The organism is Amycolatopsis japonica (assembly GCF_000732925.1).
Taxonomy (GTDB): Bacteria; Actinomycetota; Actinomycetes; order Mycobacteriales; family Pseudonocardiaceae; genus Amycolatopsis; species Amycolatopsis japonica.
Window position 1 is genome coordinate 4,744,677 of the sequence record NZ_CP008953.1, and the last position, 24,644, is coordinate 4,769,320.

Annotated in this window: 24 protein-coding genes; 9 read left to right on the forward strand and 15 right to left on the reverse strand. The window is 68.8% G+C overall.

Annotated elements, in window-relative coordinates; genetic code table 11:
* Nucleotides 1-176: 176 nt before the first annotated feature.
* From AJAP_RS21950 to AJAP_RS21970, 5 genes are all read right to left on the reverse strand, one after another.
* Entirely contained in the window at nt 177-1,946 is a 1,770-nt protein-coding gene (locus tag AJAP_RS21950) for an alpha/beta hydrolase (protein WP_038514802.1), read from the reverse strand.
* A gap of 157 nt (nt 1,947-2,103) precedes the next feature.
* Complete coding sequence (locus AJAP_RS21955; RefSeq protein ID WP_038514805.1) at nt 2,104-2,904, reverse strand: siderophore-interacting protein; 801 nt, start codon at nt 2,902-2,904, stop codon at nt 2,104-2,106.
* 145 nt (nt 2,905-3,049) lie between these two features.
* On the reverse strand, nt 3,050-3,505 hold the full coding sequence (locus AJAP_RS21960) for a flavodoxin family protein (RefSeq protein ID WP_038514808.1): 456 nt from the start codon (nt 3,503-3,505) through the stop codon (nt 3,050-3,052).
* A 62-nt stretch (nt 3,506-3,567) separates the two neighbouring features.
* Complete coding sequence (locus tag AJAP_RS21965; RefSeq protein ID WP_038514811.1) at nt 3,568-4,470, reverse strand: serine hydrolase; 903 nt, start codon at nt 4,468-4,470, stop codon at nt 3,568-3,570.
* Nucleotides 4,467-5,348 carry a LysR family transcriptional regulator gene (locus tag AJAP_RS21970; RefSeq protein ID WP_038514813.1) on the reverse strand — a complete coding sequence of 294 codons (882 nt, stop codon included), beginning with the start codon at nt 5,346-5,348 and terminating at the stop codon, nt 4,467-4,469. Before AJAP_RS21970 ends, AJAP_RS21965 begins: the two co-directional genes overlap by 4 nt.
* A gap of 101 nt (nt 5,349-5,449) precedes the next feature.
* On the opposite strand from AJAP_RS21970, the gene bla reads away from it, so the two are divergent.
* A complete protein-coding gene (bla, locus tag AJAP_RS21975) occupies nt 5,450-6,340 on the forward strand; it encodes a class A beta-lactamase (protein WP_038514815.1) in 891 nt (296 codons plus the stop codon).
* Between the two features lie 53 nt (nt 6,341-6,393).
* Here bla and AJAP_RS21980 read toward each other — a convergent pair whose 3' ends face one another.
* From AJAP_RS21980 to AJAP_RS21990, 3 genes are all read right to left on the reverse strand, one after another.
* Nucleotides 6,394-8,268, reverse strand: a complete 1,875-nt coding sequence (locus AJAP_RS21980) for a Calx-beta domain-containing protein (RefSeq protein ID WP_038514818.1) — start codon at nt 8,266-8,268, stop codon at nt 6,394-6,396.
* A gap of 350 nt (nt 8,269-8,618) precedes the next feature.
* Complete coding sequence (locus AJAP_RS21985; protein WP_038514821.1) at nt 8,619-9,161, reverse strand: hypothetical protein; 543 nt, start codon at nt 9,159-9,161, stop codon at nt 8,619-8,621.
* A 290-nt stretch (nt 9,162-9,451) separates the two neighbouring features.
* Complete coding sequence (locus AJAP_RS21990; protein ID WP_038514824.1) at nt 9,452-9,928, reverse strand: MarR family winged helix-turn-helix transcriptional regulator; 477 nt, start codon at nt 9,926-9,928, stop codon at nt 9,452-9,454.
* A 92-nt stretch (nt 9,929-10,020) separates the two neighbouring features.
* On the opposite strand from AJAP_RS21990, the gene AJAP_RS21995 reads away from it, so the two are divergent.
* Entirely contained in the window at nt 10,021-10,446 is a 426-nt protein-coding gene (locus AJAP_RS21995; RefSeq protein WP_148311544.1) for a Rid family hydrolase, read from the forward strand.
* Nucleotides 10,447-10,521: 75 nt separating this feature from the next.
* Nucleotides 10,522-10,917: an ATP-binding protein gene (locus tag AJAP_RS22000; RefSeq protein WP_038514829.1), complete on the forward strand. Its 396-nt coding sequence runs from the start codon at nt 10,522-10,524 to the stop codon at nt 10,915-10,917.
* Nucleotide 10,918: 1 nt separating this feature from the next.
* On the opposite strand, the gene AJAP_RS22005 is transcribed toward AJAP_RS22000, so the two are convergent.
* From AJAP_RS22005 to AJAP_RS22015, 3 genes are all read right to left on the reverse strand, one after another.
* A complete protein-coding gene (locus AJAP_RS22005; RefSeq protein ID WP_038514832.1) occupies nt 10,919-11,842 on the reverse strand; it encodes an alpha/beta hydrolase family protein in 924 nt (307 codons plus the stop codon).
* 66 nt (nt 11,843-11,908) lie between these two features.
* Nucleotides 11,909-12,640 (reverse strand): aminoglycoside adenylyltransferase domain-containing protein, encoded by a 732-nt coding sequence (locus tag AJAP_RS22010; RefSeq protein WP_051972550.1) that lies wholly within the window; start codon nt 12,638-12,640, stop codon nt 11,909-11,911.
* 17 nt (nt 12,641-12,657) lie between these two features.
* Nucleotides 12,658-13,560 carry an NmrA family NAD(P)-binding protein gene (locus AJAP_RS22015; RefSeq protein WP_038514834.1) on the reverse strand — a complete coding sequence of 301 codons (903 nt, stop codon included), beginning with the start codon at nt 13,558-13,560 and terminating at the stop codon, nt 12,658-12,660.
* A 97-nt stretch (nt 13,561-13,657) separates the two neighbouring features.
* On the opposite strand from AJAP_RS22015, the gene AJAP_RS22020 reads away from it, so the two are divergent.
* Nucleotides 13,658-14,212 carry a TetR/AcrR family transcriptional regulator gene (locus AJAP_RS22020; protein ID WP_038514837.1) on the forward strand — a complete coding sequence of 185 codons (555 nt, stop codon included), beginning with the start codon at nt 13,658-13,660 and terminating at the stop codon, nt 14,210-14,212.
* Between the two features lie 48 nt (nt 14,213-14,260).
* Here AJAP_RS22020 and AJAP_RS22025 read toward each other — a convergent pair whose 3' ends face one another.
* Nucleotides 14,261-17,953, reverse strand: a complete 3,693-nt coding sequence (locus AJAP_RS22025; protein WP_038514839.1) for a CARDB domain-containing protein — start codon at nt 17,951-17,953, stop codon at nt 14,261-14,263.
* 256 nt (nt 17,954-18,209) lie between these two features.
* On the opposite strand from AJAP_RS22025, the gene AJAP_RS22030 reads away from it, so the two are divergent.
* The 4 genes from AJAP_RS22030 to AJAP_RS45100 all read left to right on the forward strand — a co-directional run bounded on the left by AJAP_RS22030 (nt 18,210) and on the right by AJAP_RS45100 (nt 21,008).
* Complete coding sequence (locus tag AJAP_RS22030) at nt 18,210-18,566, forward strand: hypothetical protein (RefSeq protein ID WP_038514842.1); 357 nt, start codon at nt 18,210-18,212, stop codon at nt 18,564-18,566.
* Between the two features lie 533 nt (nt 18,567-19,099).
* Nucleotides 19,100-19,753, forward strand: a complete 654-nt coding sequence (locus AJAP_RS22035; RefSeq protein WP_038514845.1) for a S1 family peptidase — start codon at nt 19,100-19,102, stop codon at nt 19,751-19,753.
* Nucleotides 19,754-19,756: 3 nt separating this feature from the next.
* Nucleotides 19,757-20,752 carry a helix-turn-helix transcriptional regulator gene (locus AJAP_RS22040; protein WP_038514848.1) on the forward strand — a complete coding sequence of 332 codons (996 nt, stop codon included), beginning with the start codon at nt 19,757-19,759 and terminating at the stop codon, nt 20,750-20,752.
* 124 nt (nt 20,753-20,876) lie between these two features.
* A complete protein-coding gene (locus tag AJAP_RS45100) occupies nt 20,877-21,008 on the forward strand; it encodes a hypothetical protein (RefSeq protein ID WP_255355316.1) in 132 nt (43 codons plus the stop codon).
* A gap of 262 nt (nt 21,009-21,270) precedes the next feature.
* On the opposite strand, the gene AJAP_RS22045 is transcribed toward AJAP_RS45100, so the two are convergent.
* Both AJAP_RS22045 and AJAP_RS22050 read right to left on the reverse strand, forming a co-directional pair.
* Complete coding sequence (locus tag AJAP_RS22045) at nt 21,271-22,023, reverse strand: S1 family peptidase (protein ID WP_038514851.1); 753 nt, start codon at nt 22,021-22,023, stop codon at nt 21,271-21,273.
* Nucleotides 22,024-22,098: 75 nt separating this feature from the next.
* Complete coding sequence (locus AJAP_RS22050; protein WP_038514854.1) at nt 22,099-23,073, reverse strand: LysR family transcriptional regulator; 975 nt, start codon at nt 23,071-23,073, stop codon at nt 22,099-22,101.
* 98 nt (nt 23,074-23,171) lie between these two features.
* On the opposite strand from AJAP_RS22050, the gene AJAP_RS22055 reads away from it, so the two are divergent.
* Nucleotides 23,172-24,134 (forward strand): M64 family metallopeptidase, encoded by a 963-nt coding sequence (locus AJAP_RS22055; RefSeq protein ID WP_038514857.1) that lies wholly within the window; start codon nt 23,172-23,174, stop codon nt 24,132-24,134.
* Between the two features lie 7 nt (nt 24,135-24,141).
* On the opposite strand, the gene AJAP_RS22060 is transcribed toward AJAP_RS22055, so the two are convergent.
* The gene (locus tag AJAP_RS22060) at nt 24,142-24,606 is read right to left on the reverse strand and encodes an SRPBCC family protein (RefSeq protein ID WP_148311702.1); all 465 of its coding nucleotides are present in this window, start codon (nt 24,604-24,606) and stop codon (nt 24,142-24,144) included.
* Nucleotides 24,607-24,644 lie beyond the last annotated feature (38 nt).

Consider the following 24,644-nt stretch of genomic DNA (forward strand, 5'->3'; position numbering starts at 1 on the left):
CCTCCCCCACCCCAGGATCGATCGGCGTGACATCGATGTCACGCCTCACCCTTCTTGAGGAGGAAACCGGCCGGATCGTGCGCCTGGACCGATAACGAAACCGTCACGGATCACGCCGAAGAGGCTCCCGCGAACCAAAGCGGTTCGCGGGAGCCCTTGTGCGACGCTGCCGGGGATCAGGCGTTGGCGGGCAGGCCCTTCTCGTCCGCTTCCGGCGTGGCGGTGCCTTCGAGCAGCTCACGGACGATCTCGTTCGCCTTGCGCACCTGGGGCGTGATCATCTTGATCTTGATCTTCCCGTCGTGCCCGAGGTTGCCGCCGACCTCGACCGTCTTGTCCTCACCGGGCAAGGGCAGGCCCTGGCAACCGGTGAACTTCTTCTTCGGCGTGTGACCGGTCTGGAAGTAGGCGACGATCGGGTCGTCGACGCAGTCGGTGTTGTACGGGAAGATCCCGTGGCTGCCTTCGTTGTCGACGCTGATCATCTTGGCGCCCGGCAGACCGTTCGCGGTGGCGAGCGCGCCCTCGTACGGCGTGGCCGCGTCGAGTTCGGTCTGCGCGATCAGCAGCTTCGGGAACGTCTTGGCGTCCGGCGCCGGCTTGGCGTTGGTGGTCGGCCAGAACGCGCACAGCGGCGCACCCGACAGGGCCATGATCGGCGCGATGAACGGTGCGTTCACGGTCAGGTCGGCCTGCCAGTAGGTCCAGTAGTGCAGATTCTGGTTCCACTGGCCGTCCTGGCAGCGGATCGCCTCGAACGCCGCGTCCCAGGTCTCCACCTCGGCGCCGCCCTGGTACGAGGCCTTGCGCTCGACCGAGTCCTTCTTCGCGATGGCCTCGAGCGCGTTGCCCTTGGCCTTGTTCAGGAACGCCTTGTTCGCGTCGGTCAGGCCCGGGGTGGCGAGCGCCTTCGCGACGACCTGCTCCAGCTTCTCCGCGTCGGTCCCGGTGGGCGCCGGTCCCTTCGCCAGCGCGGCCACCATGGAGGCCGCCGACGGATACTGGGTGGTGTCGTACATCGCCGGGATGATGAACCACGCGGCGTAGAGCATGCCCGCGAATTCCCGCGTGCCGCCCGCCTTCTCCCAGTTGCGGCGGATCTCCAGCGGGTCGGTGCCCGCCTTGTACTTGGCGTCGTTGCGCGCGACGTAGGGCAGCAGCGCCTCCTGGAACTGGCGGTCACGGCTGCGCGGCTGCAGGTCCCAGGTCTTCTCCAGGGTCGGGCGGCTCGCGTCGGTCGAAGAGTCGAGCAGGAAGCGGTGCGCCTTGCTCGGGAACGTGGTGGCGTACCAGGTGCCGAGCCACGTGCCGTACGAGTAGCCGATGTAGCTGGTCTTCTTCTCCCCGAGCAGCACCCGGATGAAGTCCATGTCGTACGCGGTCTGCTCGGTCGTGATGAACTTCGTCAGCGGGTTCTTCAGGCAGCCCTCGACCTTCGCCCGGCTGATCACGTTCTGGTCCGTGCTGTCCGGGACGGTGTAGCTACAGGTCAGCGGGGTGCTCTGGCCGACGCCGCGCGGGTCGAAGCCGACGAAGTCGTACTGCGAGGCCAGAACGGGGCTCCGCATCGCCATCGCGGCGCCCCACGGGAGGCCTTCGCCGCCGGGGCCGCCGGGGTTGACCAGCGCGATGCCCTGCCTGCCGGTGCCGGGGTAGGCGGTCCCGGTCTTGGAGACGCGGACGCCGATCGTGTTGCCGTCCTGCGGGTTGTGCCAGTCCCGCGGCACCTGGACCGTGGCGCAGGCCAGGCCCTTGACCTTCTTCAGTTCCGCTTCCGTCGCCGGCGCGACGGACGGGAACGAGCACTCGCCCCAGGCCACGGCCTGCTTGGTCAGCGCACCGGCGAGCGCGGCGGTGTCCGGCTCGGCCTTGGCCGCGGGAGCCGCACCCGCGGCGGGGGCCAGTACCAGGCCCGAGGCCAGGAACGCGCCGGCGACCACGGCCACCGTGCCTCTCCGCGTCTTTCTCGTCCTACTGATCACCATGAACCCTTTCGACAGGAGCCCCCCGACGTCCGTACGTGAAGTAAAGACGGGTGATCAGGTTTCCCACACGGCCGCGAGCTGGCGGATACCCGACATGGCGGGATCTCGACACGAACGGTCAGCCCGGAGAGCTCCAGCCGTGCCGCCAATATCCGGCGAACGAGATGTCAGCCTTCGCCGCACCTCGCTCGGACACCAGATGGCGGCGCAACGACGTCGCCAGCCGGGACTCGCCCGCGACCCAGGTGTAGAACCGCCCTTGCGGCAACGATGCCCGCTGAACCGCCTCCAGCGCCGAAGTTCCTGGACGAAGTCCCGGGTCGTCCCTGCTGAGCCAGTGGACGCGGACGTCGTCGGCCGTGTCGTACCGCCGGATGTCCGCGGCGGCGGGGACTTCCAGGAACACTTGCGCGGCAAGGGATTCCGGGGCGTCGTCGAGGATCGCCAACGCGGCGGGCAGCGCGCTCTCGTCGGCGACGATGAGCTGAGCGCCGACGTCGTCCGGTGGCCGGTAGGTGGTGCCCATGTCGAAGATCCCGGCCGGATCGCCCGGTCGCACCCGGCGGACCCATTCGCTCATCGGCGATTTCCCGTGGAGGGCGAACTCGATGTCGACCTCGTCGTCGGCGGGCCTAGCCCGGCGGATGGTGAGCGTGCGCACCCAAGGCCGCACCGACTTGGGCAGCAACATCAGCTCCGGCATCCACGTCTCGTTCGAAAAGGTGGGCATCCGCAGCCCGCGCTGTCCCTCACGGGGGAAGAACAGCCGCACCGTCTGGTCCGCGCCCGTGACGACGAGATCTTTCAGCTCCGGCCCGCCGAGTGTGACCGACGCGAAGTTCGGGCTGAGGCTGACGCGCTCCCGGACCTCCAGCGTGGTCATCTTGCGCGAGACCGGGGCCTTGAGGCGCGGGATCATCGCGCGCCCTCGGTATTTTTGCAGGTCATGGCACTATTATGAGCATTTCCTCAGTTCTCGGGTACTCGCTTTTGCCTGCCCCGCCCGGAGGCCTCGGGAGCTGGGACGGGGCACGACCACGGACCGAGCCTGCTCACGTTCCAGCTCAGGCCGTAAGGCGTTCGGCGAACCGCCGCGCCGCGTCGAGATCCGCCGTGCCAGGGCGGTTCTTGCCGATGCCACCGACGAGCCGGAACGGGAACCACGTGTCGAAACCACGGCACGAGAACGTGCCCACCACGTCGAATCCCTTATGGCCGAGCAGCCGCGCGAGGCGGCGGAGGTAGCGCCGGAACGGCGGTTCGGGCAGCCCGCTCGTGGTGAACACGAACGCCTTCCGCCGCTGCTCCCCCGGCAACTCCTCGACGAACCGAAGCAGCCGCGGATGGAAGTCCATGCCGAAGATCCCCGAGCCGAATCCCACCAGGTCACACGAATCGAGGTCGGCGGGCTCGATTTCCTCGGGGCTGACGACGCGGGCGCCGAGCACCCCCGCCATGACCTCGGCGACCCTCTCCGTGTTGCCGTGCGACACCGAAACGCACACGATGACGACCTTCATGCCGATCCTCCACTTCGCCGGTCCTTTCCCTCAAGAACCGGACAGCGGCGGAGAACGTGACGTCACCCCTCGCGCAGGTGATCCCGCAGCTCCCGCGCCACGCGGGCCATCAGCACCTCGGCCTCCGGCTGGATCGCCGCGGGCACCTGGGATTCGGTCAGCGCGGCGATCGCGAACATCCCGCCGTCGGCGTGCTCGACCACCCCGACCTCGTGCCGCAGGTTCAGCACGGTGCCCGTCTTCGACGACCATTTCGTGGCGTCGGAGACGAAATCCGGGCTCAGTCGTTGACGTAACAGGTTGAGCCCCATGAGCTCACGCACCCGCGCCGCGACCTGTTCGTCCACTTTGGACGGCTTCCACAGCGCTTCGAGCAGGTTCACGAACGCGCGGGCCGAACCGGAGCTCGCGCGCGTGACGTCGAGCTGCGGAACGGGATGACCTTGCCCCGCGGTACCCGCGTTGATCGCGAGCGCGTGCGCGAGGTGGACGTCGGCGGGGTCGAAGCGTTCGGCAGGAGTGTCGCTCAGATCCGCGGCCGGATGCCGAGCGGTGATCCCGGTGATGCCCCAGTCCCGCGTCATCCTGGTGACCTCGGCGGGCGGCGTCAGCGCGAACAGCGCGTCCGCGGCGGTCTCGTCGCTGATGGCCATGGTCAGGTAGAGCAGGTCGTCGATCGCCACCCTGGCCGGATGCCGGAACCGCGTCAGCCCGGTCGGCCCCGGCGCGGTGGCCCGCCCCGGCTCGACGTCGAGCGCCGCCGAACCGTCCAGCTCGCCCCGCCGGATCCGCTCCAGGGTCGCCGCGGCGAGCGGGATCTTCACCAGTGAGGCGCTCGGGAACTCGAGGTCGGGGTCGATGCCGGTCTCGAAGCCGGTCCGCAGATCACGCACGAGGAACGAACCGCGCAGGCCTCCGTCGGCCAAGTCGGCGCGCAGCCGCAGGAGCAGCGTTTCCGTGTTCACGTCGTCTCCTCCGCGCCGAGACACCGGGCGATGTCCGGCCCCAATCGTGCCCGGAGCCGCTGCGCGTCCTCGCCGGGCCCCGCCATGATCTCGAACCCGCGCACGAGCCGGATCTCGCCGATGGTCCGCCAGCTCAGGCCGAGCTCGGTCGCCTGCGCCGCCGAGCACAACAGCAGATCGTCCGAACCGAACACGGCCGCCGCGGCCGCGGTGAGCGAATCGGCGACGGACACCTGCGCGGGCCGCAGCCCCACCGCGTCGCGGATCCGGAAGAGACGGTCGCGCAGATGCGGGACGTCGTCTTCCGGCTGGATCCAAACCCGCCGAGGCGAACCGCCGGACCGGCCGACCCGCAGCGTTTCCAGATGGAGGACGTCCGTCCGCGGCCTGCCTCCGCCCGCCAGCCCGAGCGGCACCTTCCAGCTGCCCTCCTCGCCGGGGACGGCGGTGAGCGCGGCGCGGACCTCCTGCGTGCGCACGAGTTCCGCCCGTTCCCTCGGCGGCGCCTGCCGGAACTCCAGGAAGACGTCCAGCTCCCGCGCCGCCGCGTCGAGTTCGGCGAGCTCGCGGACGGTGCAGGTTTCCGGCATCGCCAGCCGCATCGGCCGCAGCCTGGCGCGCCGCGCGTCGTGCTCCAGGGTGTCGGCCAAGGCCACCAGCCGTTTCGCCGACGGCAGCATGTCCCGTCCGAACGGGGTGAGCAGGGCGCGCCGGGTGGAGCGGTCGAACAGCCGCTCGCCGAAATGCCGTTCCAGCGCGGCGATCCGGCGGCTCGCCACCGGCTGCGGGATACGCGCGAGGGCGGCTCCGGCGGTGAAAGTCCCGGCCTCGCTCACGCTCACGAACGCCCGGCAACTCCCGATCAGGTCCACGACCACATACTATGCGCGTTTCGCATGAAAGACGTCATTCGTGTCTTGGACAGCATGACCGGCGCTGGCCAGACTGCGGACATCGAACGATCTTGAAAGGAATCCTCGTGTCCGTCACTTCTCGCCGGTGGGCCGCCTTGCTGGCGCTCTCGGTCGCGTCACTCGCCGCGTGTTCCACGCCCGCTCCGGCACAGCCGCCCGCCGCCACCCCGGTCGCGCCGTCCGCGAGCACCGATTTCGAACAGCTCGAACGAACCTTCGGCGCCCGGCTCGGGGTGTACGCGGTGGACACCGCGACCGGCCGCGAGGTCGCCTTCCGCGCCGACGAACGCTTCGCCTACGCCTCGACACACAAGGTGTTCAGCGCCGGCGGTGTCCTGCAGCGGACGCCGGTCGCCGAACTGGACCGCACGGTGACCTACGGGCAGCAGGATCTGGTCACCAATTCGCCGGTCACGGAGAAGCACGTGGCGACGGGCCTGCCGCTGCGCGCCGTCATGGACGCGACCCTGCGGTACAGCGACAACACCGGCGGGAACCTGCTCTTCCGCGAACTCGGCGGCCCCGAAGGACTCAACGCGGTGTTCCGCGGGATCGGCGACACCACGAGCCACGCCGACCGGATCGAACCCGCGCTCAACGACACGGCGCCCGGCGACAGCCGGGACACCAGTACGCCCCGCGCCCTCGCCGTGGGCCTGCGCGCCTTCGCGCTCGGCGACGCCCTCCCCGAGGACAAGCGCAAGATCCTCGTCGACATGATGCGCGCCAACACCACCGGCGACCAGAACATCCGCGCCGGCGTGCCGGGCTGGGCGGTCGCCGACAAGACCGGCACGGCGGCTTACGGCACACGCAACGACATCGGGGTCGTGTGGCCGCCGAATCGCGCGCCGATCGTCGTCTCGGTGCTCACCGACCGGGCGGAGAAAGACGCCAAGATCGACAACAAGCTCCTCGCCGACGCCACCGCGGCCGCGATCAAGGCCCTCCCCTGACCGGTCCCGCCGGGACGGACGAGGATCCGTCCGTCCCGGCGGGGTTCAGCGGCTCAGCGACGGCAGGGGTTGCCCGCCGGATGCGCCGAGGTTCCGTGCACGTCGGCCTGGGACTCCGCGAGCACGATCTTCGCGAGCGCGGTGTCCAGCGCGACGGCCTGCTGCTTCACGACGCCGTTCGCCACGGTCTGGCCGTTGAGCTTCAGCGAACCGATGACCAGCGGAATGGTCAGCGGCGCCGAGCCCACCGTGATCGACTCACCGTTGATCTTCAGCGAGGCGACGTTCGAACTGCCCGCCAGCACCGGCGCGAGCCCGCCCGCCGACGGCTGGCAGGTCGCGGTCGCCTGCGACTGGATCACGCCGAGCTCGATGGTCAGCCCGAGCGTGCTGATCACCGTCTTGTCGATCTTGGCCGACGCCAGCGCGCGATCGCCCGCGGCCGGAGCCGCCGACTGGTCGTCCGGCGTCAGATCGGTCGACGCGGTCAGCACCTTGGTGTCCACCTTGATCAGACCGGCGTTGAGCGTCGCGGCGGCGACGGTGCTGCGGTCGTCGGCACACGGCAGGTTCGCCGGGTTGGCCCGAGCCGCGGTCACGCCGAGGACGTTCGCCGCGGTACCCGTGCAGGAGAAGACGCCGTCACGGTCGTCGTCGACGATCGTGCCGACTCCGGTCGCGTCGAGAAGACCGGCACCCGACGGGGCCGAGAGGTTCACCGTGAAGGTCTCGTTCGGCTCGTCGACCGTGTCCGGGTTGACCAGGACGGTCACCGGTTTGGCCGTCTGCCCGGGAGCGAACGTGACCGTCCCGCTCGCCGCCGCGTAGTCGGCGGGCGCGGTCGCGGTGCCGTTGGCGGTCGCGTACTGGACCGTCACCGGGTTCGGGCTGGGGCCGCCGAGCAGCGACACCGTGAACGTCGCCGGGACCTGCGCGCCCCCGGATCCCTCGTCGACCGTCACGTCGTTGATGCTCAAGCCGAGCACGCGCACCGTGGTGGTCTCGATGTACCCGCGGGAAACCCCGTCGACCTGGTAGTCGACGACGCACTGGTAGGTGCCGGGAGCGGCGCCGGCCGCCGCCTTGATCGTCTCGGTGAACGTGGCGACCTCGCCGCTGGTCACCTTGACGCTGCCGGGATCGTTGGTAACGGTGAGCTGCGGGTCGCAGCTGGTCACCTTCGGCGTCACCGTGACCTCGATGGACTTGATCCCGTCCAAAATGGCCTGCGACACCTGGCCGGCCGGGACGTTGTTCAGCAGGACGCCACCCGTCGCGGATGTGATGGCGGATGCCTGCCCCGTGGCGTCGAGGCCGCCGACGTTGACCGCGACCACGCGGATCTTCGCCGCCTGCAACGCCGCGATGGTCTGGGCCAGGGTGTGCCCGCCGCTCGGGTCGTGCGACGGCGCGTCGCCGAACCACGCGATGATGCGGGTGCCGTCCGGCCGGAACGCGACCGCGCCGGTGGCCAGCTGGTAAAGCGCGTTCAGGTTGGCCTCCGGCGTGTCCCCGCCGCCCGTGGCCACCCACTGGTTGATCCCCGCCTGGACGGCGGTCGTGTCCCCGGTGATGCCTTGGTTGACCTTGAACGGCACCGAGTCGGTGAAGTCCTTGTACTCGGCGACGCCGAACTGCGCGGTCGGCTGCGCGGCGAGCACGTCACCGGTGATGGCGCTGGCGTTCGACCGCACGTTGCCGATCGGCCCGCCCATGCTGCCCGTGGTGTCGGCGAGCAGGACGAGGTCGGGATTGGGCGGCACGGCCGAGGTCGTCACGTTCTTGGTCACGGTCGTGCTCTGCCCCGCGTTGAGGGTGAGGTCGACCGTGGCCGGGTCGACTCCCGGCGGGGCCGCGGCGGCGACCGCGGTGGACGCGAACATCGCCGTGACGGCGGCCAGGACGACGAGCAGTGGTCTTCGTGACATGGACTTCCCTCCTCAGACCCGGCCGGAGCCGGAATTGCTGTGGGCTTCCTCGAAAAGACGGAATATTTCGATTTTCGTTAGCGCGAGAGCCGGGCTTCACCCGGAGCGCCCTGTGTCAAGCCGTCCAACGGGCTGTTACCGCGAATCCGCACTACTCGGACCAGGTCCGCATTGCACCGTCCAGCCGAAGGACCTTCGACATCTCTCACTCTTCAGCGTGAGAGATGTCGAAGTTTCCTGCTTTTCCGTGATCACCTCGGCCGGACGGAATCCGTATCAACCCGGCGAACAGTCACCGAATGTCGCAACGTGACGCGCCGATCGATACCGCGGCGAGACATCGGGTCCGCTCAGTAGACGCACTGGATGATCGCGTCATCCAAGCGGATGTACTTCGCCGGTCCGCCGTTGTTGCCGTAGATCGGCTGCAGATAGACGGTACCCACGCCGTTCAGATTCAGATTGGGCAGCGTGATGAGCTGATAGCCCGCCCAGTCGTCGATCCATTTCACCGTGTGGGAGATTTTCCGCCAGCCGTTGGGGTCCCAGATCTCGAGTCCGATGTTCGCTCCGCCTCCGACCGGGTCGGCGTGGATCGCGGCGGCGCAATTCGACCGATTCGACGGAAAACTGCTGAGCGACTTCGCCGTCCGCATCGCCGACCAGCCGTTGTCCGCGAAGAGCCAGCCGTTGTTGTTGCCGGTCCGGGCCACTCCCATACCGATATCGAACCAGGAATGCCCGTCACCGCCTTGAATTCCCCGTTCCCATACACCGAACGGGTTCGATTCGTAACCATCGGACCATTGCACGATCCCGGCCTGCGCCGTTCCCGCGAGCCCCAGGAGCGCCATCGAGAACACCGACAAGACGGCCAATATCTTCTTGACCACGAGAGTTCCCCCTCTTCGTGCGGAATGAACTCCGCCAGGGGACCAGGTTCCGCGACGCGCGCACAACGTACCTTCGCGCGCACATTCGACCGCCTCGAAGTACTAGGCGAGAGGCAGGGCAAACGTGGGCCGTTAGCGGAGTGGTGTGGGCTGAAGGCTCCCTTCACCGAGTCTGATGCGACGAAAGGAGCCTTCGCCCCCGGCCGGCTACGGGGAGCGGCGGTTCGGTCGCAGGTGCCGCCCTGGTCCTGGACACTCCGCCCGGCAAGACACGTTCACCCTTCGGTTCACTAGTCGAGATCGACGGGCCGCGTCCGCAGTTTGGCGGCGATCCGGGCCAGCGCCTGCTGATCGTCCGAAGTCAGCGGGTCGAGGACGAGCTCCCGTACCGAACGAACGTGCGTGGGCGCGGCCGCGACGACCACGTCGTAGCCGTCGTCGGTGAGCACGGCGAGGGTGTACCGGCCGTCGCCGGGGTCCGGCGTCCGCTCCACCCAGCCGCGTTGCTCGAAGCGTTTGACCACATTCGACAGACGGGAGAGCGAGCCGTTGGCGAGGTACGCCAGTTCGCTCATCCGCAGCCGCCGCTCCGGGGCCTCCGAAATATGGCTGAGGGTCAAATACTCGAACAGCGTCAACCCGGCATCGTGCTGCAACGGCGACTCGAGCCGCCCCGGCAGCAGGAGGACCAAGGAGACCAGCCCGGTCCAGGCCTCCTTTTCGGCAGGGGTCAGCCACAGCGCTTCGTCCGGGTCCTGGGTGGCCATGACGGAACCTTACCCAGAACGGCGTGACTTCACACGTGAAGTGAAATCGTGCTAGCTTGACTTCAAGCATGAAGTCAACGAGAGGATCCACCATGACCCAGCCGGAGTTCTTCGCCACGCCCGGCTACGGCGACCGGCAACTGACCGAAATGCGTTACAGCCAGGCGGTGCGCGTCGGCGATCGCATCGAGATCTCGGGACAGGGCGGTTGGGACGACGACTTGACCTTCCCGGAATCCTTGGAGGAGGAGATCGTCAAGGCCTTCGAGAACGTCGCCCGCACCCTCGCCACCGCGGGCGCCACTTGGCGCGACGTCGTCTCCGTCGATTCGTACCACGTCCCGGAGATCCCGGGCTTCATCGGCGAGACCCACAACCGCGTGATGGTGGCGCAGTTCCGCGAGCACATGGGCGACCGGGCGCCGATCTGGACCGAGATCGGCGTCGCGGCCCTCGGCGCGCCGAAGATGCGGGTCGAGATCAGGGTCACCGCGATCGCCGGGGACGCCCGCGTGTGAATCCGGCGCTCCTTGGGTACTCCATGGCTGCGCCCATGCTCTTGGCCCAGCTGGGAAACCCGCTAAGGAGAACGCGTGGGTATCACGAGAACACGACAGACGTACGAATTCCCCACCGGCATCGCCCCGCCACTGGGAGAGGTCCGGGCCTGGCTGCGCGAGCGGCTGAGCGAGGTCGGACGCACCACCATCGCGGACACCGAACTGCTGACCACGGAACTGGTCACCAACGCGCACGAACACGCGGACGGCGTCGCCGAACTCAGGGTCTCCGTCCCCTCGGGACGGGACGTCGTCCGCGTCGAGGTCGACGACCGCCGCCCTCGGCTGCGGCCGCACCGGGTGATCAAAACCGACCCGACGAGTCCGCATGGCCGAGGGCTGGCGTTGGTCGAGGCGATCAGCACCGAATGGGGCGTGGACACCGGCGCGGGATTCAAGACGGTGTGGGCGGAGATCCCGGTGAGCTGAACTACTTCGACTCGACCCGGCCCAGCGGAGCCGGCGCCGCCGCCAGTTCCTCGCAGGCCGCCCGCCACGCGGTGTCTCCCGGGTAGAGCTCGGAGCGGAGATAAGCCCAGGTGAGACGCCCCACCGCGGCCACTCGATCCGGATTCTCGTCCGTCGTCTCGGCGACGTCGTAGCCGGACACCCCGCCGAGCCCGTGCTCGGCACCGAAGAGAGTCAGCAGCGTTTTCCGGCCCGGCGAAAGGAAGTACGGGTCGGCGTGCCATTCCGGGCCCCGGACCGTCAGATGGCCGGAGTCGTCCTTGTCCCCGGCGACGACGAGCGCGGGGGTCGTCATCGCGGAGAAGTCCGTACTGACGAAGAACGGATAGTTCTCGGCCACGAATCCGGTGACCGCGTCGCCGCCGCGGCCGGGCGCGGCGAGCAGGACACCGGCCGAGATCCGCGAATCGGCGAGGCGTACTTCCTCACCACTGCGGGGATCGGTGTAGCGCGCGCCCAGCAGAAGGCTCGCGGTGTGCCCGCCCATCGAATGCCCGGCGACCGCGACCCTCCCCCGGTCCAGCCTGCCGCGCAGCAGCGGGACGGCGTCCTCGATCTCGTCGAGCCGGTCGAGGATCCGGATCATGTCCTCGGCCCTGGACCGTTGGTACAGCGGCGCTTCCGGGTCGCCGGGCGGCAGGTTCAGCGACCGCGAGCTCAGATGGGTCGGCTGGACGACGGCGAATCCGTGCGCCGCCCAGTGATTCACGAGCGGGGCGTAGCCGTGCAACGACGAGAGATGGTTCGAAGGTCCCTGGCCGTGCGACAGCAGGATGATCGGCAGCTCGTTCCCGGTCGCCGGCACGGAGATCCGCAGGCACAGGTCCACGGACCGGTCCGGCGTGGACAGCTGCACCGGGGCGATCGAGATCACTGGCGTATTCATGTGAACTTCCTTCGTGAGTTAAGCGGAACACTGTTCCACAAACATACGGAGCAGTGTTCCGCTTTGTCAAACGCCCCTCGCCCGGTCCGCGAGAGCACTCGCGAGCGAGGCCACGTCCGCCGAAAGCCCGGTCCAGTCATCGGAAGCCGTGCCGAGGTACCCCGCCCGCGCGCGTTCCAGCAGCACACCACCGTCGACCATCTCCGCCGCGATGTCCTTCGAGACGATCCGTCCCGTTTCGACGGTCACGACGATGCGCGCGAGCGTGAGCAGGACGTTGCGTTCGTCGCCTTCGATCTCGGACAGAAGGCCTGGGATGACGCCGAGTGCCGCGTCGCGGAGCTGATCCGGCGGCACCGGATCGACGACCTCCGCGAGCGCGGCGCCGCGCAGAACCCGGTGCGCCGCATGGGCCGTGGCAGCGAGGATCACGACATCGGGATCCTCGGCAGGCCCGGGAAGACGGCCCTCGACGAAATCTTCCCGAAGCCATTCCCCGTATTGGAAATCCCGGCGAGCCGGTTCGCCTCCGGCCACGATCCCGGTCAGTTCGATCGGACGCCGGTCTGCCGCGTCGGGAAACCGGTCGGCGTGGCCACGCCAGCCCGAAAGCCGCAGCAGCAGCGACACCAGAGCGGCGCGTTCCTCTTCATCGAGCGAGCGGCGGGTGACCAGCAGCAGATCGACGTCGCTGTCCGGTTTGAGCCCGCCGGCCGCGGCGGAACCGTAGAGGTACAACCCGAGGACGCCTCCGGGATCCTCGCGGTCGAGATGGTCCAGCAGGGGCTTGATGCTCATGCCTCAACGATCACCCGCTACGCAAGGTATTTCCGCGCCCAGCCGTCGAAGCCGGTGAGCGGGATGCCGAGGTCACGCGCGAATTCCGGGCGCCCCGGCTGACCGATCACGTTCAGCCACTCGTGCGAAGCGCCCATCGGCGGCATCCCGGCGGCGACCGCTTGATCGACGCTCATATTCGGAGCCGTCAGCCTCGTCCCCAGCGCACCGGACAGGACCTCGGCGATCTCGGTCATGGTCAGGAAGTCGCTCGCGAGTTCGAGTTCGACCCCGGCGAACCGGTCCGGTTCGGCGATGGCCGCCGCGGCGGCGGCACCGATGTCGTCGACGGCGGCGAGCGAAAGGGACGTCGAGGGCTTGATGACGCTCACCAGGCCGCCGTCCACCCCGCGCGGGAACAGGAACTTCATGTCGGGCAAGAAGTTCTCCATGAAGAAACCCGGCTTGAGCAGTGTCCACCGCGGAAAGCCCGCCTCGCGGAGGCGATCCTGGATCGCCGCCTTGGCGCCCAGCGTCGGCTCCATCGATGCCCAGCGACCTTCGGCCCAACCGTCCGCCTCGACGTGCTGACCGGCTCCCGAGACGGAGGTGTGCACGAACTGCGGCACGCCCGCCGCCTTCGCACCCTCGATGAGGTTGACGCCTTGAGTCACCTCGCCCGCGAAGTCGAATCCGTCCTCGTTCATTCCGGGCATCTGCACCGAGAAAACGGCGCGGGCCCCCTTGGCCGCGCGGATCACGGACTCGACGTCGTGGAGATCGCCGACGACGAGCTCGGCGCCGAGCGCTTCGACGGCTTTCGCCCTGGCCGGATCGCGGACGAGGGCGCGGACGGGAACGCCGGCCGCGAGCAGGGCGCGGGCGGTCGCACCGCCCTGCCTGCCGGTGGCGCCGGTGACCAGAACGGGTGCTGCGGACATGGTGACTCCTTCGCTCGACTAAGTGGCGGGGCCCGCCACTTATCGTCCGCTACAATATGGCGGGCCCCGCCACTTACGCAAACACCGAGGTGAAGGCATGTCCGACGGTCAGCGCGCCGACGCGCGGCGGAACTACGCGCGCATCCTCGCGGTGGCCGAGGAAGAGGTCGCGGCCCACGGCTCCGGCGCCTCGCTGGAGCAGATCGCCCGCACCGCCAACGTCGGCTCGGCGACCGTGCGCCGCCACTTCCCCACCCGCCGGGCGCTGCTGGAGGCGGTCTCCGCGAGCCGGATCGCCGCGTTGTGCGCCCGCGCGGCCGCCTTGACCGGCGAAGAAGACAGCCGGAAAGCGCTCCTGACCTGGCTCGACGAGGTCGTCGTCTACTGCGTCTCCGCCCGTGGGCTGGCGGCCGCGCTCTCCTACGACGGCCCCGCACAGGAGAACTCCTGTTCCGCCGCCATCGAGGCCGCCGGGGAACCGCTCCTGCGGCGGGCCGCGCGGGACGGCGCGGTGCCGCCGGACGTCACCGTCGCGGATCTGATCACGCTGATCGTCGGCATCGTCCTGGCCACCGAGCACCACCCGGATCCGGCTACCAGGGCGGACCGGCTGTTCCGGCTGGCCGTGGCGGGGCTGAGCCCCGGGACGTGACAAGGGGCCGGAGTGGTCGCCCACTCCGGCCCCCGGCACGGATTCCGCTTACCGGGTGCCGCGGCGGCCCGACGAGACCACCGCCGGCACCTGAGCGCCGTTGATCACGAACTGCGACCCCGGCTCACGGACGACATCACCGTTCGCGGAGCCGCTGATCGTCACGTTCGTCAAGGTCGCGCTGCCACGGGCGCCGCTCATCGCGAGGATGCCCGCACCGTTGTTGGACTTGTCGATCTTGACGTTGGTGAGAGCCGCGGTCACGACGCCGCCGCCCGTCTTGAACTGGACACCGTCGTAGGTCGAGTCGTGGATCTCGGTGTCCCGCAGCACGACCCCGGGAATGTCCTTGCCCTGCGCGAAGAACGTGATCGCGCCGAACTCCTGCTGCTCGCCCCAGAACACGCCGCCACAGCGGTACAGGGCGTTGTTGGCGATGAGCGTCTCCCCGGAGAACGGCAGCGGATCGTGATCCGTCGCCAGCATGATGCCCGGGTAGTTCATCGTGTCGTGGACGATGTTGTTCTCGATCTTGTTGCCGTAGCCGCCGTAGACCGCGATCCCGTTGGCACGCCAAGGAAGCTGGATCGTGTTATTGGCGAACACGTTGTCGTGCGCGATGTCCTGCGAAGGGTCCTTCACGTACTGGTTCGCCCACACGGCGAGCGAGTCGTCACCGGTGGTGCGGAACGACGAGTTGAACACCTTCGAATTCCGCGTGCCGTTGGTGAAGTTGATGCCGTCGGCGTAGGTGTTCCGGATCCGCATACCGCTGAACTCGAGGCCGTCGCCCGGTCCCCAGAGCGCCGGGACGTTGCTGTAGTCCCGGCCGACCCACGCGCCGACGTTGGCGTGCTCGATCCAGACGTTCGTGATCTTCGTGCCGGTGCCGAACCGGCCGTTGAGACCGACGCCGCCTTCCGCGCCACCGTCACCACCCCGGATCCGGCCGGAACCGAAGATGGCGATGTCGGAGATCTGCGTGTTCTTGTCGATGTCGAATCCGAAGTTGCCCTCGTGCGGATGGTTGATGCCGCCCGCGTTCTGCGGCTCGATCAGCGAGTACAGCTGCGAATGCCACATCCCGGCGCCCCGGATCGTCACGTTGGAGATGCCGACCTGGTTGTACTGGCCGCCGCCGTTGGGCACGTTCGGGTCGTCGGTCAGGATCTTCTTCTCCTGCCGCCACTGCCCCGCCGGGATCCAGACACAGGCGATCACGCCGTTCTGGTCGTCGGTCACCGCGCGCTGGATCGCCGCCGAATCGTCGTTCCCGTCGTTCGGCACGGCGCCGTATTCCGTGATCGACGTGCAGTTCGCGGGCTTCTCCGACGCCGGGGCGACCTGCTCCAAGTCGATGAGATCGACGATGTAGAACGCCGCGTTGTCACCGCTGTCCCGCTGCAGCTTGAACTTCGTGCCCGGCGGATACGAGCGGGACAGCAGCGCGTGCGACTCGTCGAACAGGCGCCGCGCGTTGGCCTGCGGGGTGTTGGTCAGGCCTTCGGGGTCGTCGGTGCTGCCGTAAAGCCAGCTGTGCTTCGACGACAGTGTCAGCTTCTGCGCGAACGTCCCGTTGACGTAGAGGCTGAGGGTCGCGTCCTGCCCGCCACCGCCCGGGGCGTCCGGGATGGAGTTGCGCACGACGATCGAGTTCGCCTCGTTCGCCGACGTGAACTCCACGTACTGCCCCTGATTCGCCAGCCGTACGGACTTGCGGCCGGAGGACTCGGTCGCGAAGTTCGTGTGGCCGAAGGTGCGCAACGGGTCGGTTTCCAGCAGTTGTCCTTGGTACTGCGCGGCTTCCGCCTCGTACTCGACGTACGGGACGGCCGCGCCGCGGCCCACGACGATCGCCCGCGAGAGGCTGTTGTTGGACTCGTTGGTCTCCGTGACCGTGCCGGTCGCGTCGGCCGTCGCGGTCAGGGTCGCGCCACCGTCGGCGGCGGTCCAGGTGCCCGCGATCGCGACGTTCGCGGTGGCCCCCGCCTCGATCGCACCGGTGGTGCCGGTCAGCGTGGTGCCGCCGACGGCCAGCCGCGTCACCGAAGCGTCCGCGCGGCTCGTGCCGCGGTTGTGCACCGCGACGGTGAAGGACACGGCCGAACCCGCCGCCGGGTTGGGCGGGTTCGACGTGATGCCGGTGACCTCGAGATCCGGCCCCGGCGCCTGCGCGACGACCAGCGCGGTCGGCGACGTGTAGGTGTTGTTGGTTTCGTTCTGCTCGGCCACCGTGCCCGCCGGGTCCGCGGTCGCGGCCACGGTGTACGTCCCCTGTGGACGCGTTCCCGCGTCGACGGTCACCGTCGTGGACGCGCCGGCGGCGAGTGCCCCGACCGCGGCTTCGCCGACGACGGTGCCACCGAGGCTGACGTTCACGGTCGTGGCGGCCGCGTTCGCGGTGCCGGTGTTCTTCACCGTCGCCGAAACGGCGAGTTGGCTGGTCTCCGTCGGATTCGACGGCGTCCACGTCGTGCCGGTGACGACGAGGTCCGGATTCGGCGCGGGCGTGCCGATCACCTGGAATTCCGCGACCTGACCGCCGGGCGCTCCGGAGTTGGCGAAGAACTGCAGGCGCACGTCCGAAGCGCGTCCGCTGACCGGTACGACCACCGAGTTCTGGTTGGTGGCCGGGTCGAAGCGGTGATCAGCCCGTGCTGAAAGAGAGGTGAACGCGGTCGCACCCTGCGCGCGGCCGAGGATCTCGAAGTTCTGCGTCCGCGCGCCCCAGATCGCGTCCGGATTGAGCTTCACCACGACCGAGTCGACCTCCGCGTCGACGCCGAGCTTCACCGTCAGCGAGTTCGGATAGCCCGCGGCGGACTCCCAGTACGTGGCGGTGTTGTTGTCGTTGGCGTTGGCGGGGACGAACGAGTGGACCGCCGAGGTGGCCTCGATCGGTTTGCCCGCCGCCAGGTTCGCGCCCGCGCTCGTCCCGGAGCGCACGACGTGGTTGCTGTCGCCGGACTCGTTGCCCGCCGCGTCCTTGGCGCGCACGAAGTACTCGACCCGGGTCCCGGCGGGCCGGGATTCGGTGAACGTGGTGCCGGTGATCGTCGTGACCGGCGTGCCGTCGCGGTAGACGGTGTACCCGGTGACCCCGACGTTGTCCGCCGAGGCCGCCCAGGTCAGCCGGATCTGACCGGCGGCGGGCTCGGTCAGCGCGAGATTCGCGGGCGCGCTCGGCGCCTGGGTGTCACCGGTGTCCGGTCCGTACAGCTCGAATTCCGCAAGCTGCGCCGCGGGCCAGCGCGTGTTCGCGGTGACCTGCAGCCGGACGTAGCGGGCCGACGCGGTCATCGGAATCGTGACGGTGTTGGTCCCCGACTCGAACGCGTAACCGGTCGGCGCGGCGAGGTCGGTGAACGCCGCGCCGTCGGTACTTCCGCGCACGGCGAGCGTCTGAGTGCGGGATTCCCAGCCGGACGGCAGTTTCAGCACGATCCGCGACAGGGTTTTGGCCGCTCCGAGGTCGGCCTGGATCCATTGAGGAAACGCGTTGTTGGCGGATTCCCAGTAGCTCTCCCGGTTTCCGTCGACGGCGTTCGCGACGGGATAACCGGGCAACGCGCTGCTCGCCGACACCGTGCGGGTCAACGGCACTTCGGCGAGCGCCGCCGGACCGGGTGGGGCGGCGGGATCGGGTGGCCCGCTCGCGGCGGAGGCGAAGGAGAGTCCGGCGACGGAAAGCCCGGCGACCAGGAAACCGGCGACTATCCGGGACAGGCGCATACGTGTCATGGCGTCTTCTCTTCTTTGAGACGGCGGGGAGGGAGCCAGAGCCGTACGAGCATGCAACAACTCGGAGACAAAATGCAAGAAGTTGACTTGTTTCCGAAATTTTGCGACATGTGTTCACCGGTCAGTATTGACCTCTTGACCGACACACTTGTTCTCCGAATACGAGGGAACACAGGAAGGCGTGGTCACGTATTCCCCAGAAACGGTGCACAGTTGTACACTCAACGCAGGCGAGCCGCGTGGAGGTCGAACCCTGATGGACGTGACGAAAACCTTGAGGTCGGCACTCACCGGCACGACGACCGAGTCGAGGTCCGCGGTCCGTGAGCTGCGACGGGAGACCGAAGATCTCGTGGCGCGCCGCGCGGGCAGGACGGCGAACCGGCTGACCGAACTGGGCGAGCGGCTCGCCGATCTGGTGCTGGTCTCGGGGAGCAGGCTCGCGGGCCTCGCCGATCGGCACAGCAAACCTGTGGGCGAGGGCGTGCGCCGGGAAGCGGGCCGGATCGGCGAGTCGGTGGAGCGGCTGTCCGTCACACTTTCGGACCGGGCCATCCTGCTCGCCGAGGAACTGCTCGATCCGCGGCCGTCCGAGCGCCGCCGACGTCGCTAGTCGACCGGGTATTCGTTGATCTACGTCTGACCTGTACGTGAGGGGATTCGCTCCGTACCAGACCGGGTCGAGCCCTGTCCATGAAGGATTTGGGACGTTCACTGTCCCAAATCCTTCATCAACGAATCCAAACACGGCGGGTTGCGCGTGAAGGCCCCCTTCCCCCGGCTCAGCCGAGGAAACTCGACCTTCACACCTTCCCAAGTACATGAAGGCCCCCATCCTTGCGCCTAGGTACAGGAAGGGGGCCTTCATGTACCTCAGCCGCCCGACCGCCGCGTGAGTGGCGACCTCGTACCCAAAGAACCCTTCCCTGGCACATCGGTGCCACCGGCACACGAGTGCCGAAAGCCCGGGTCCCGCGCCGCCCGCCGCGGTCTTCTCCCGTCTTTAGTCGCTATCAACCGCCGTATCCGCTTGCCTAGCATGGGAAAACCGGTATCGGATCCGGCCGGGCGATCCCCGGCGATCCGCCGTGGCCGTGAACGGGTGACCCGTCGATTTCCCTGATTCCCCTGCATTGGAAGGCACCCATGCGTATCCGAGGTCTCCTCACCGCACTGCTCTGCGCGGCCGGTCTCACGACGGTCGCGCCCGCCGCCGTCGCGGCCCCCATCATCGACGGCGAATACGCCCAGTCCGGCCCGTGGGCGGCCATGATCGAGCAGAACGGCGAGCAGTGGTGCTCCGGTTCGATCATCAGCGCCCGCTGGGTGCTCACCGCCCAGCACTGCATCGACGAACCCGGCGCCGGATACTCCGTCCGGGTGGGCGACGTCGACCACCAGGCCGGCACGTACGCGGTGGTGGCCGACATCTACACGCCGTCCAGCGGCGCCGACATCGCACTGTTGAAACTGGACCGTTCCGTGACCACGACGTACGCGTCCCTCGGCACCTCCGTCGCGGTCGGCGACACCGAATACGTTTATGGCTGGGGTTACAACGAAGACGGCGATCTGCAGCGTTACCTCAAGGTCGCCCGGATGACGGTGACCAGTGTCGGGAATGGACTGATCAAGGCCCGCCGGGGCAACGGGCTGACCAACGGCGGCGACTCGGGCGGGCCGGTCTTCGTCGGCGGCAAGCAGGTCGGCGTGCACATCGCGGGCAACAAGGTGGACAGCTCGACGCACACCAGCATCTCGGCGAACCGCACCTGGATCCGGAACACCTCGGGCGTCTAGGAAGTGGCATCGGCGACTCCGGACGGGCTCGGCCCGCAACTGGGCAGGCTGGGCCTCGGCGAAACCGCCGCCCGGATCTACCGGCGGATGCTCGAAAGCGCGCCCGTCACCGCCGCGGAGCTGGCCTGGCGGGAGGACGACGCGGAGAACGTCGAGCTGGCGCTGAAGGAACTGGCCGACGCCGGTCTCGCGGTGCCGTCCGGAGTGGACGGAGACGAGTACGTCCCGGCGAACCCCAGCGAGGCGCTCACCGCGCTGACCACGCGAAGACAGGCCGAACTGCACGACGCGCGGCTCGCGGTCCAGACCGCGTACCGCGCGTTCAGGCGGGCGCACGCGGGGATGCCGAACGCGCAGGACCTGCTCGAAGTGGTCACCGGCGACGCCATCATCCCCCGGCTGCAGCATCTCGCGACCACGGTGCGGCATCAGGTGCGCCGTCTCGATTCCCCGCCCTATTTCACCGGTGGCCGCCGGAATCTCCTGGAGGAGGAGCAACTGCGGCGCGGGATCGGTTACCGCTGTGTCTACAGTGGAGCGTCGTTCGGCGATCCCGGCTATCTGGCCGCGAACATCCTGCCGTGCCTGCGAGCCGGTGAGCAGGCCCGTCTGCTGCCCGAACTCCCGGTCAAACTGACGCTGTTCGACGACCGTGCGGCCACCATCGCGCTGACCATCCGTGAGGCCGATCGCAACCAGTCCATCGTCATCGTGCGCCCCTGCAGCCTTTTCTCCGCGCTGGAGGGACTGTTCGAGACGTCCTGGGCGGCCGCGCTCCCGATCGACCGGCGTGGCCGGACGTCCGGGCAACCGATCCGGCCGGTCGAGCGGGAGCTGCTGATCCTGCTCGCCGCCGGGCGCAAGGACGACGAGATCGCCGCCGAACTCGGTGTCAGCAGACGCACCCTGTTCCGCTATCTCGAAACCCTGATGGACCGCGCCGGCGTCTCCAGCCGGTTCCAGCTGGGCGTCTTCGCCACGCACAACAACTGGCTCTGAAACCCCCGCATTTCGTCCTCTGAATGCGGGTATCACTCACCCGGCCGGGGTCACCCGGATGGACCTTCCCCGCTGCGCCGGGCGCGCCGGGAGCGGATGGTGATCTTGGAAGGAGGGCGGAATCATGGGGAATCACCGACACCACACCGGCACGGCGTCGCTCCGGATCGCCACCGCCGGCCTGCGGGTGTTCGCGGTCGTCGTCGCGATCGCGGCCTGCGCCTGGCTCGCGCTCTGGCTCGCGTTCACCCTCTGAGACCCGCCGGTCCCGGCTGGGATTCCGGCGGGCTCTCGGGTTCCGGCAGCGGGCGGTCCGGCGCCGGAGCGGGGACCCGTTCGGGTACCCCGGGGTCCGGGACCGGTTCCGGCTTGCCCGTATCAGGCACCGGTTCGGGAATACCCGGGTCCGGCGGCATGGGGTCCGGCGGCGCCGGAGGGGCGGTCGTTCGAGGATTCGTCATCGCACATACCTCCTGATCACGCCACCTACCCGATGCGCCACCGGCCGAAACGGTCCGTTAGCCCGTATGGGTGGCGATCCAGTCCGCGATGACGTCCGCGCGGGAGGTCGTCTCGATCCCGGCGTGCGGGCAAGCCGGCCCGGTGGCCTCCAGCGAGACCAACGCGCCACCCGCGCCCTCGGCGAGGAAGTACGGCGCCCCCGAGTCGTACGTGCAGGCACTGGTCGTGATCGACGGCGCGGCGCCGCGGACGCCGATCGTCGTCGGTGCCACCGTCGCCACCTGCACGGTGCCTTGCTGCATCCGGGTGGCCGGAGCGGGATTCGTGGCGGTCAGGCTCCCCCAGCCCGCCAAGGTCAGCTGCTGGCCGACCTTCGGGAGCACTCTGCTCACCTTCAACGGGGACACCGTCGTCACCGGGGTGTCCAGCTTGATGAGGGCGACATCGTTTTCCTTCGCCTGCAGCACTTCGGTCGCCTTGCGGGCCACACCCGATTCGACCGCCTCGTCGACCAGGCCCAACGTCACCATCGTCGGATACGGCGTCTTGCCCGCGACCCGCTTGCGGTGCGCGTCGTGGAAGCAGTGCCCCGTGGTGACGACCCAGCTGGGCGCGATCAGCGCGCCCGTGCAGTAGCTGCCGTAGGTCGAACCGTCGGGACGTGGGATCTTCGTCATCGCGATCTTCGCGACGAACCCGAACCGCCCCGGTGGGACATCGGTGCCGTGGGCGACGTCCGGCGCGGCGAGCGCGGCCGGAGCGGTGGTGATGGTCAGGACAGCAGCGGCCAGCAGGGCGCGCAGACGCAATTTCTTACCCTTCGTCGATGAGGTGATCCGAGGCTAGGACCCTTTGCCCGACAAGGGGAATTCCCCGACCAGGTGTCACCCGATGGCACGTCTGCCGTTGACCGGTCCCGCGCGGCGGGCGAGCCAGTGGCGATAGGGGAGGCTGGTTTCGGTATCGGAGCGGTAAGCCGCCTCGGCCGCCGCGATCAAGGCGTCGGTGTCCCCGCCGAAGGCGCCGTCCGCGTTCCACGCGATCAGATACCGCATCCACAGCGGATCCCCCGCGAGGGGCCGGATCGCGATCCCGGGTGACGAGGGAAAGGTGACCTGGCACGGGGAAATCGCCCGCCCCGCCGCGATCAGGCGTTGCAGCGGGCGCAATTCCGTGCTCCGATGCGCGACCTGCGGCCGGAATCCCGCACGGGCACAGGCTTCTTCGAAGCACTCCGGCCATCCGGCACCGTCGGACGGCCCGAGCACCCACCGTTCCCCGGCGAGCTCGGCGAGGTCGATCTCGGCGCGGCGGGCCGCGGGATGGTCCGCGGCGATCGCCACGAACACCGGTTGCGTGGCCAGCGGCCGCGACGCCACACCTGGCGCCGACGGCAGGAGATGGCCCGGATAGTCGGCGACGACCGCGGCGTCGAGTTGCCCGCCGGCCACGAGATCCAGCAGCCGCAACGGCGAGAACTCGGTGGTCACCGAAACCGCTTGTCCCCGGCCGGAATCCCCGAGCCGGTCCGCCAGCTCGACGACCATGGACCCGCCGATCCCACCCAGCGCGACAGGACGTTTCTCGCCTTCCGTCAGGAAACGCGCGGCGTCCCGGTGCATCGTGTCCGCCGCGGCGAGGACGGCACGGGCGCGGACGAGGACGCATTCGCCGAACGCCGTCGGGAAGACGCCGTCGCGCCCCCGGACGAACAAGGTTCCCCCGAACGCGCGCTCGATCCGTTGCACGGCGGCGGTCAGCGCGGGCTGGGTGCTCCCGATCCCGATCGCCGCACGCGTGATGCTGCCCGCGTCGGCGACGGCGCACACCACTCGCAGATGACGTAACTCGACGTCCATCACGCGGACCTTATGGCCACTTGGGATGTGCCGGAAGCCGTCGAAAGTCGGGATCGTTTTTCGTACTCCCCTCTCTCCCTTCCCCGCAAGGAGTACGCATGCGACGCGCCTGCCTCATGGTCGCGCTGACCGCCGTCCTCGTCGCCGGGCTCGTTCCCGCGACGGCGTCGGCGGCTCCCCGATTCACGACGTCGATGGAGGCCTTCGAGCCCGGAGGAACCATCACCCGGGTGGACGTCACCCGGCCCGCTTCGGACCGGGCGGCCGCGCCGCAGCAGATCGCGGCCGCCGCCGCGGTGACCCCGATCGAGACCAACGGTCCCAGCGAGACCACCTTCGACCTGGTCTTCGTCGGTGACGGCTACACCTCCACCCAGCTGGGCACGTACTCACAGCACGTCCGCTCCAGTATCGCGGCGCTGTTCGCCATCGAGCCGTACAAGAGCTACCGCAAGCAGTTCAACCTCTGGCAGGTCGACGTCGTCTCGCCCCAGTCGGGCATCACGAACGACCCGACCCAGGGCATCCGGCGCAACACCGCGCTGGGCTCGTACTTCTGGTGCGGCGGCATCGAACGGCTGTTGTGCGTCAACGAAACCAAGGCGAACCAGTACGCCGCGGCGGCGCCGGACGTCGATCAGGTCATCATGCTGGCGAACACCACGAAGTACGGCGGCGCGGGCGGTGGGGTCGCGACGTCTTCCGGCGGCAACATCCAGGCCAGCCAGATCGTCGCCCACGAACTCGGGCACTCCATCGGCGGGCTGGCCGACGAGTACGACTACGGCACTTGCGACACCCGGGAACCCCGGGAGCCCAACGCTTCCGCGCTCACGGCCCAGCAGATGAAGGACCGCCAAGCCAAGTGGTACAAGTGGCTCGGCAAGCCTTCTCCCGACGGCGGCACGGTCGGTGTCTTCGAGGGTTCCCGCTACTGCAAGACCGGGATGTACCGCCCCAGCGTGAACTCGCTCATGCGCACCCTCGGCCAGCCGTTCAACCCGCCGAGCACCGAAGCGATGATCGCGGGCTTCCACCGCGAAGCCGCCCATCGGCACTGATCCCCCGTCATGGCCTCCGGACCGGGCCGCCGGCGTGACCGGCGAGCCCGGTCGCCATGTCGCGCATGAAGCGGCGGAGGTACCACCGGAAGATCCACGCGCTCCCCTTGCCCACGCGATACGTTCCGTGCCAACGGATCCGCGTTCCCCCACCGGGCGTTTCGCAGAGATCGACCGAGGCCTGATAGTCCAGCATCACCGGAACGTCCACGCCCTCGTAGGCGAACCGGCGCTCCGGGTCGAGGGCGGTGATCCGCTCCTTGGTGACCGTCTTGCCGGTCCGGAAGGCGCGAACCGCGCCGACCTCGTCCCGGCCATCGGCGGAAAGCCCTTGTGACGCGGCGACTTCCAAGGAACCGACCCGTGACCAGACCGGCCAGCTGCGGGCGTCCAGCAACAGGGCCCACACCGCGGCGGGCGGTGCGGACGATTCGGCGGTGACGTCGTACGACTGCGTTCCACTCACAAGGATCACCCTAGGAACGGCCGGGCGGGGCCACCATGCGCCGG

Coding starts and splice junctions, on each gene's coding strand:
- AJAP_RS21955 (WP_038514805.1), bottom strand. CDS start 2,904: ATGATCCCGCGCCTCAAGGCCCCGGTCTCGCGCAAGATGACCACGCTG.
- AJAP_RS21960 (WP_038514808.1), bottom strand. CDS start 3,505: ATGAAGGTCGTCATCGTGTGCGTTTCGGTGTCGCACGGCAACACGGAG.
- AJAP_RS21980 (WP_038514818.1), bottom strand. CDS start 8,268: ATGTCACGAAGACCACTGCTCGTCGTCCTGGCCGCCGTCACGGCGATG.
- AJAP_RS21990 (WP_038514824.1), bottom strand. CDS start 9,928: ATGGCCACCCAGGACCCGGACGAAGCGCTGTGGCTGACCCCTGCCGAA.
- AJAP_RS21995 (WP_148311544.1), top strand. CDS start 10,021: ATGACCCAGCCGGAGTTCTTCGCCACGCCCGGCTACGGCGACCGGCAA.
- AJAP_RS22005 (WP_038514832.1), bottom strand. CDS start 11,842: ATGAATACGCCAGTGATCTCGATCGCCCCGGTGCAGCTGTCCACGCCG.
- AJAP_RS22010 (WP_051972550.1), bottom strand. CDS start 12,640: ATGAGCATCAAGCCCCTGCTGGACCATCTCGACCGCGAGGATCCCGGA.
- AJAP_RS22015 (WP_038514834.1), bottom strand. CDS start 13,560: ATGTCCGCAGCACCCGTTCTGGTCACCGGCGCCACCGGCAGGCAGGGC.
- AJAP_RS22020 (WP_038514837.1), top strand. CDS start 13,658: ATGTCCGACGGTCAGCGCGCCGACGCGCGGCGGAACTACGCGCGCATC.
- AJAP_RS22025 (WP_038514839.1), bottom strand. CDS start 17,953: ATGACACGTATGCGCCTGTCCCGGATAGTCGCCGGTTTCCTGGTCGCC.
- AJAP_RS22030 (WP_038514842.1), top strand. CDS start 18,210: ATGGACGTGACGAAAACCTTGAGGTCGGCACTCACCGGCACGACGACC.
- AJAP_RS22035 (WP_038514845.1), top strand. CDS start 19,100: ATGCGTATCCGAGGTCTCCTCACCGCACTGCTCTGCGCGGCCGGTCTC.
- AJAP_RS45100 (WP_255355316.1), top strand. CDS start 20,877: ATGGGGAATCACCGACACCACACCGGCACGGCGTCGCTCCGGATCGCC.
- AJAP_RS22050 (WP_038514854.1), bottom strand. CDS start 23,073: ATGGACGTCGAGTTACGTCATCTGCGAGTGGTGTGCGCCGTCGCCGAC.
- AJAP_RS22055 (WP_038514857.1), top strand. CDS start 23,172: ATGCGACGCGCCTGCCTCATGGTCGCGCTGACCGCCGTCCTCGTCGCC.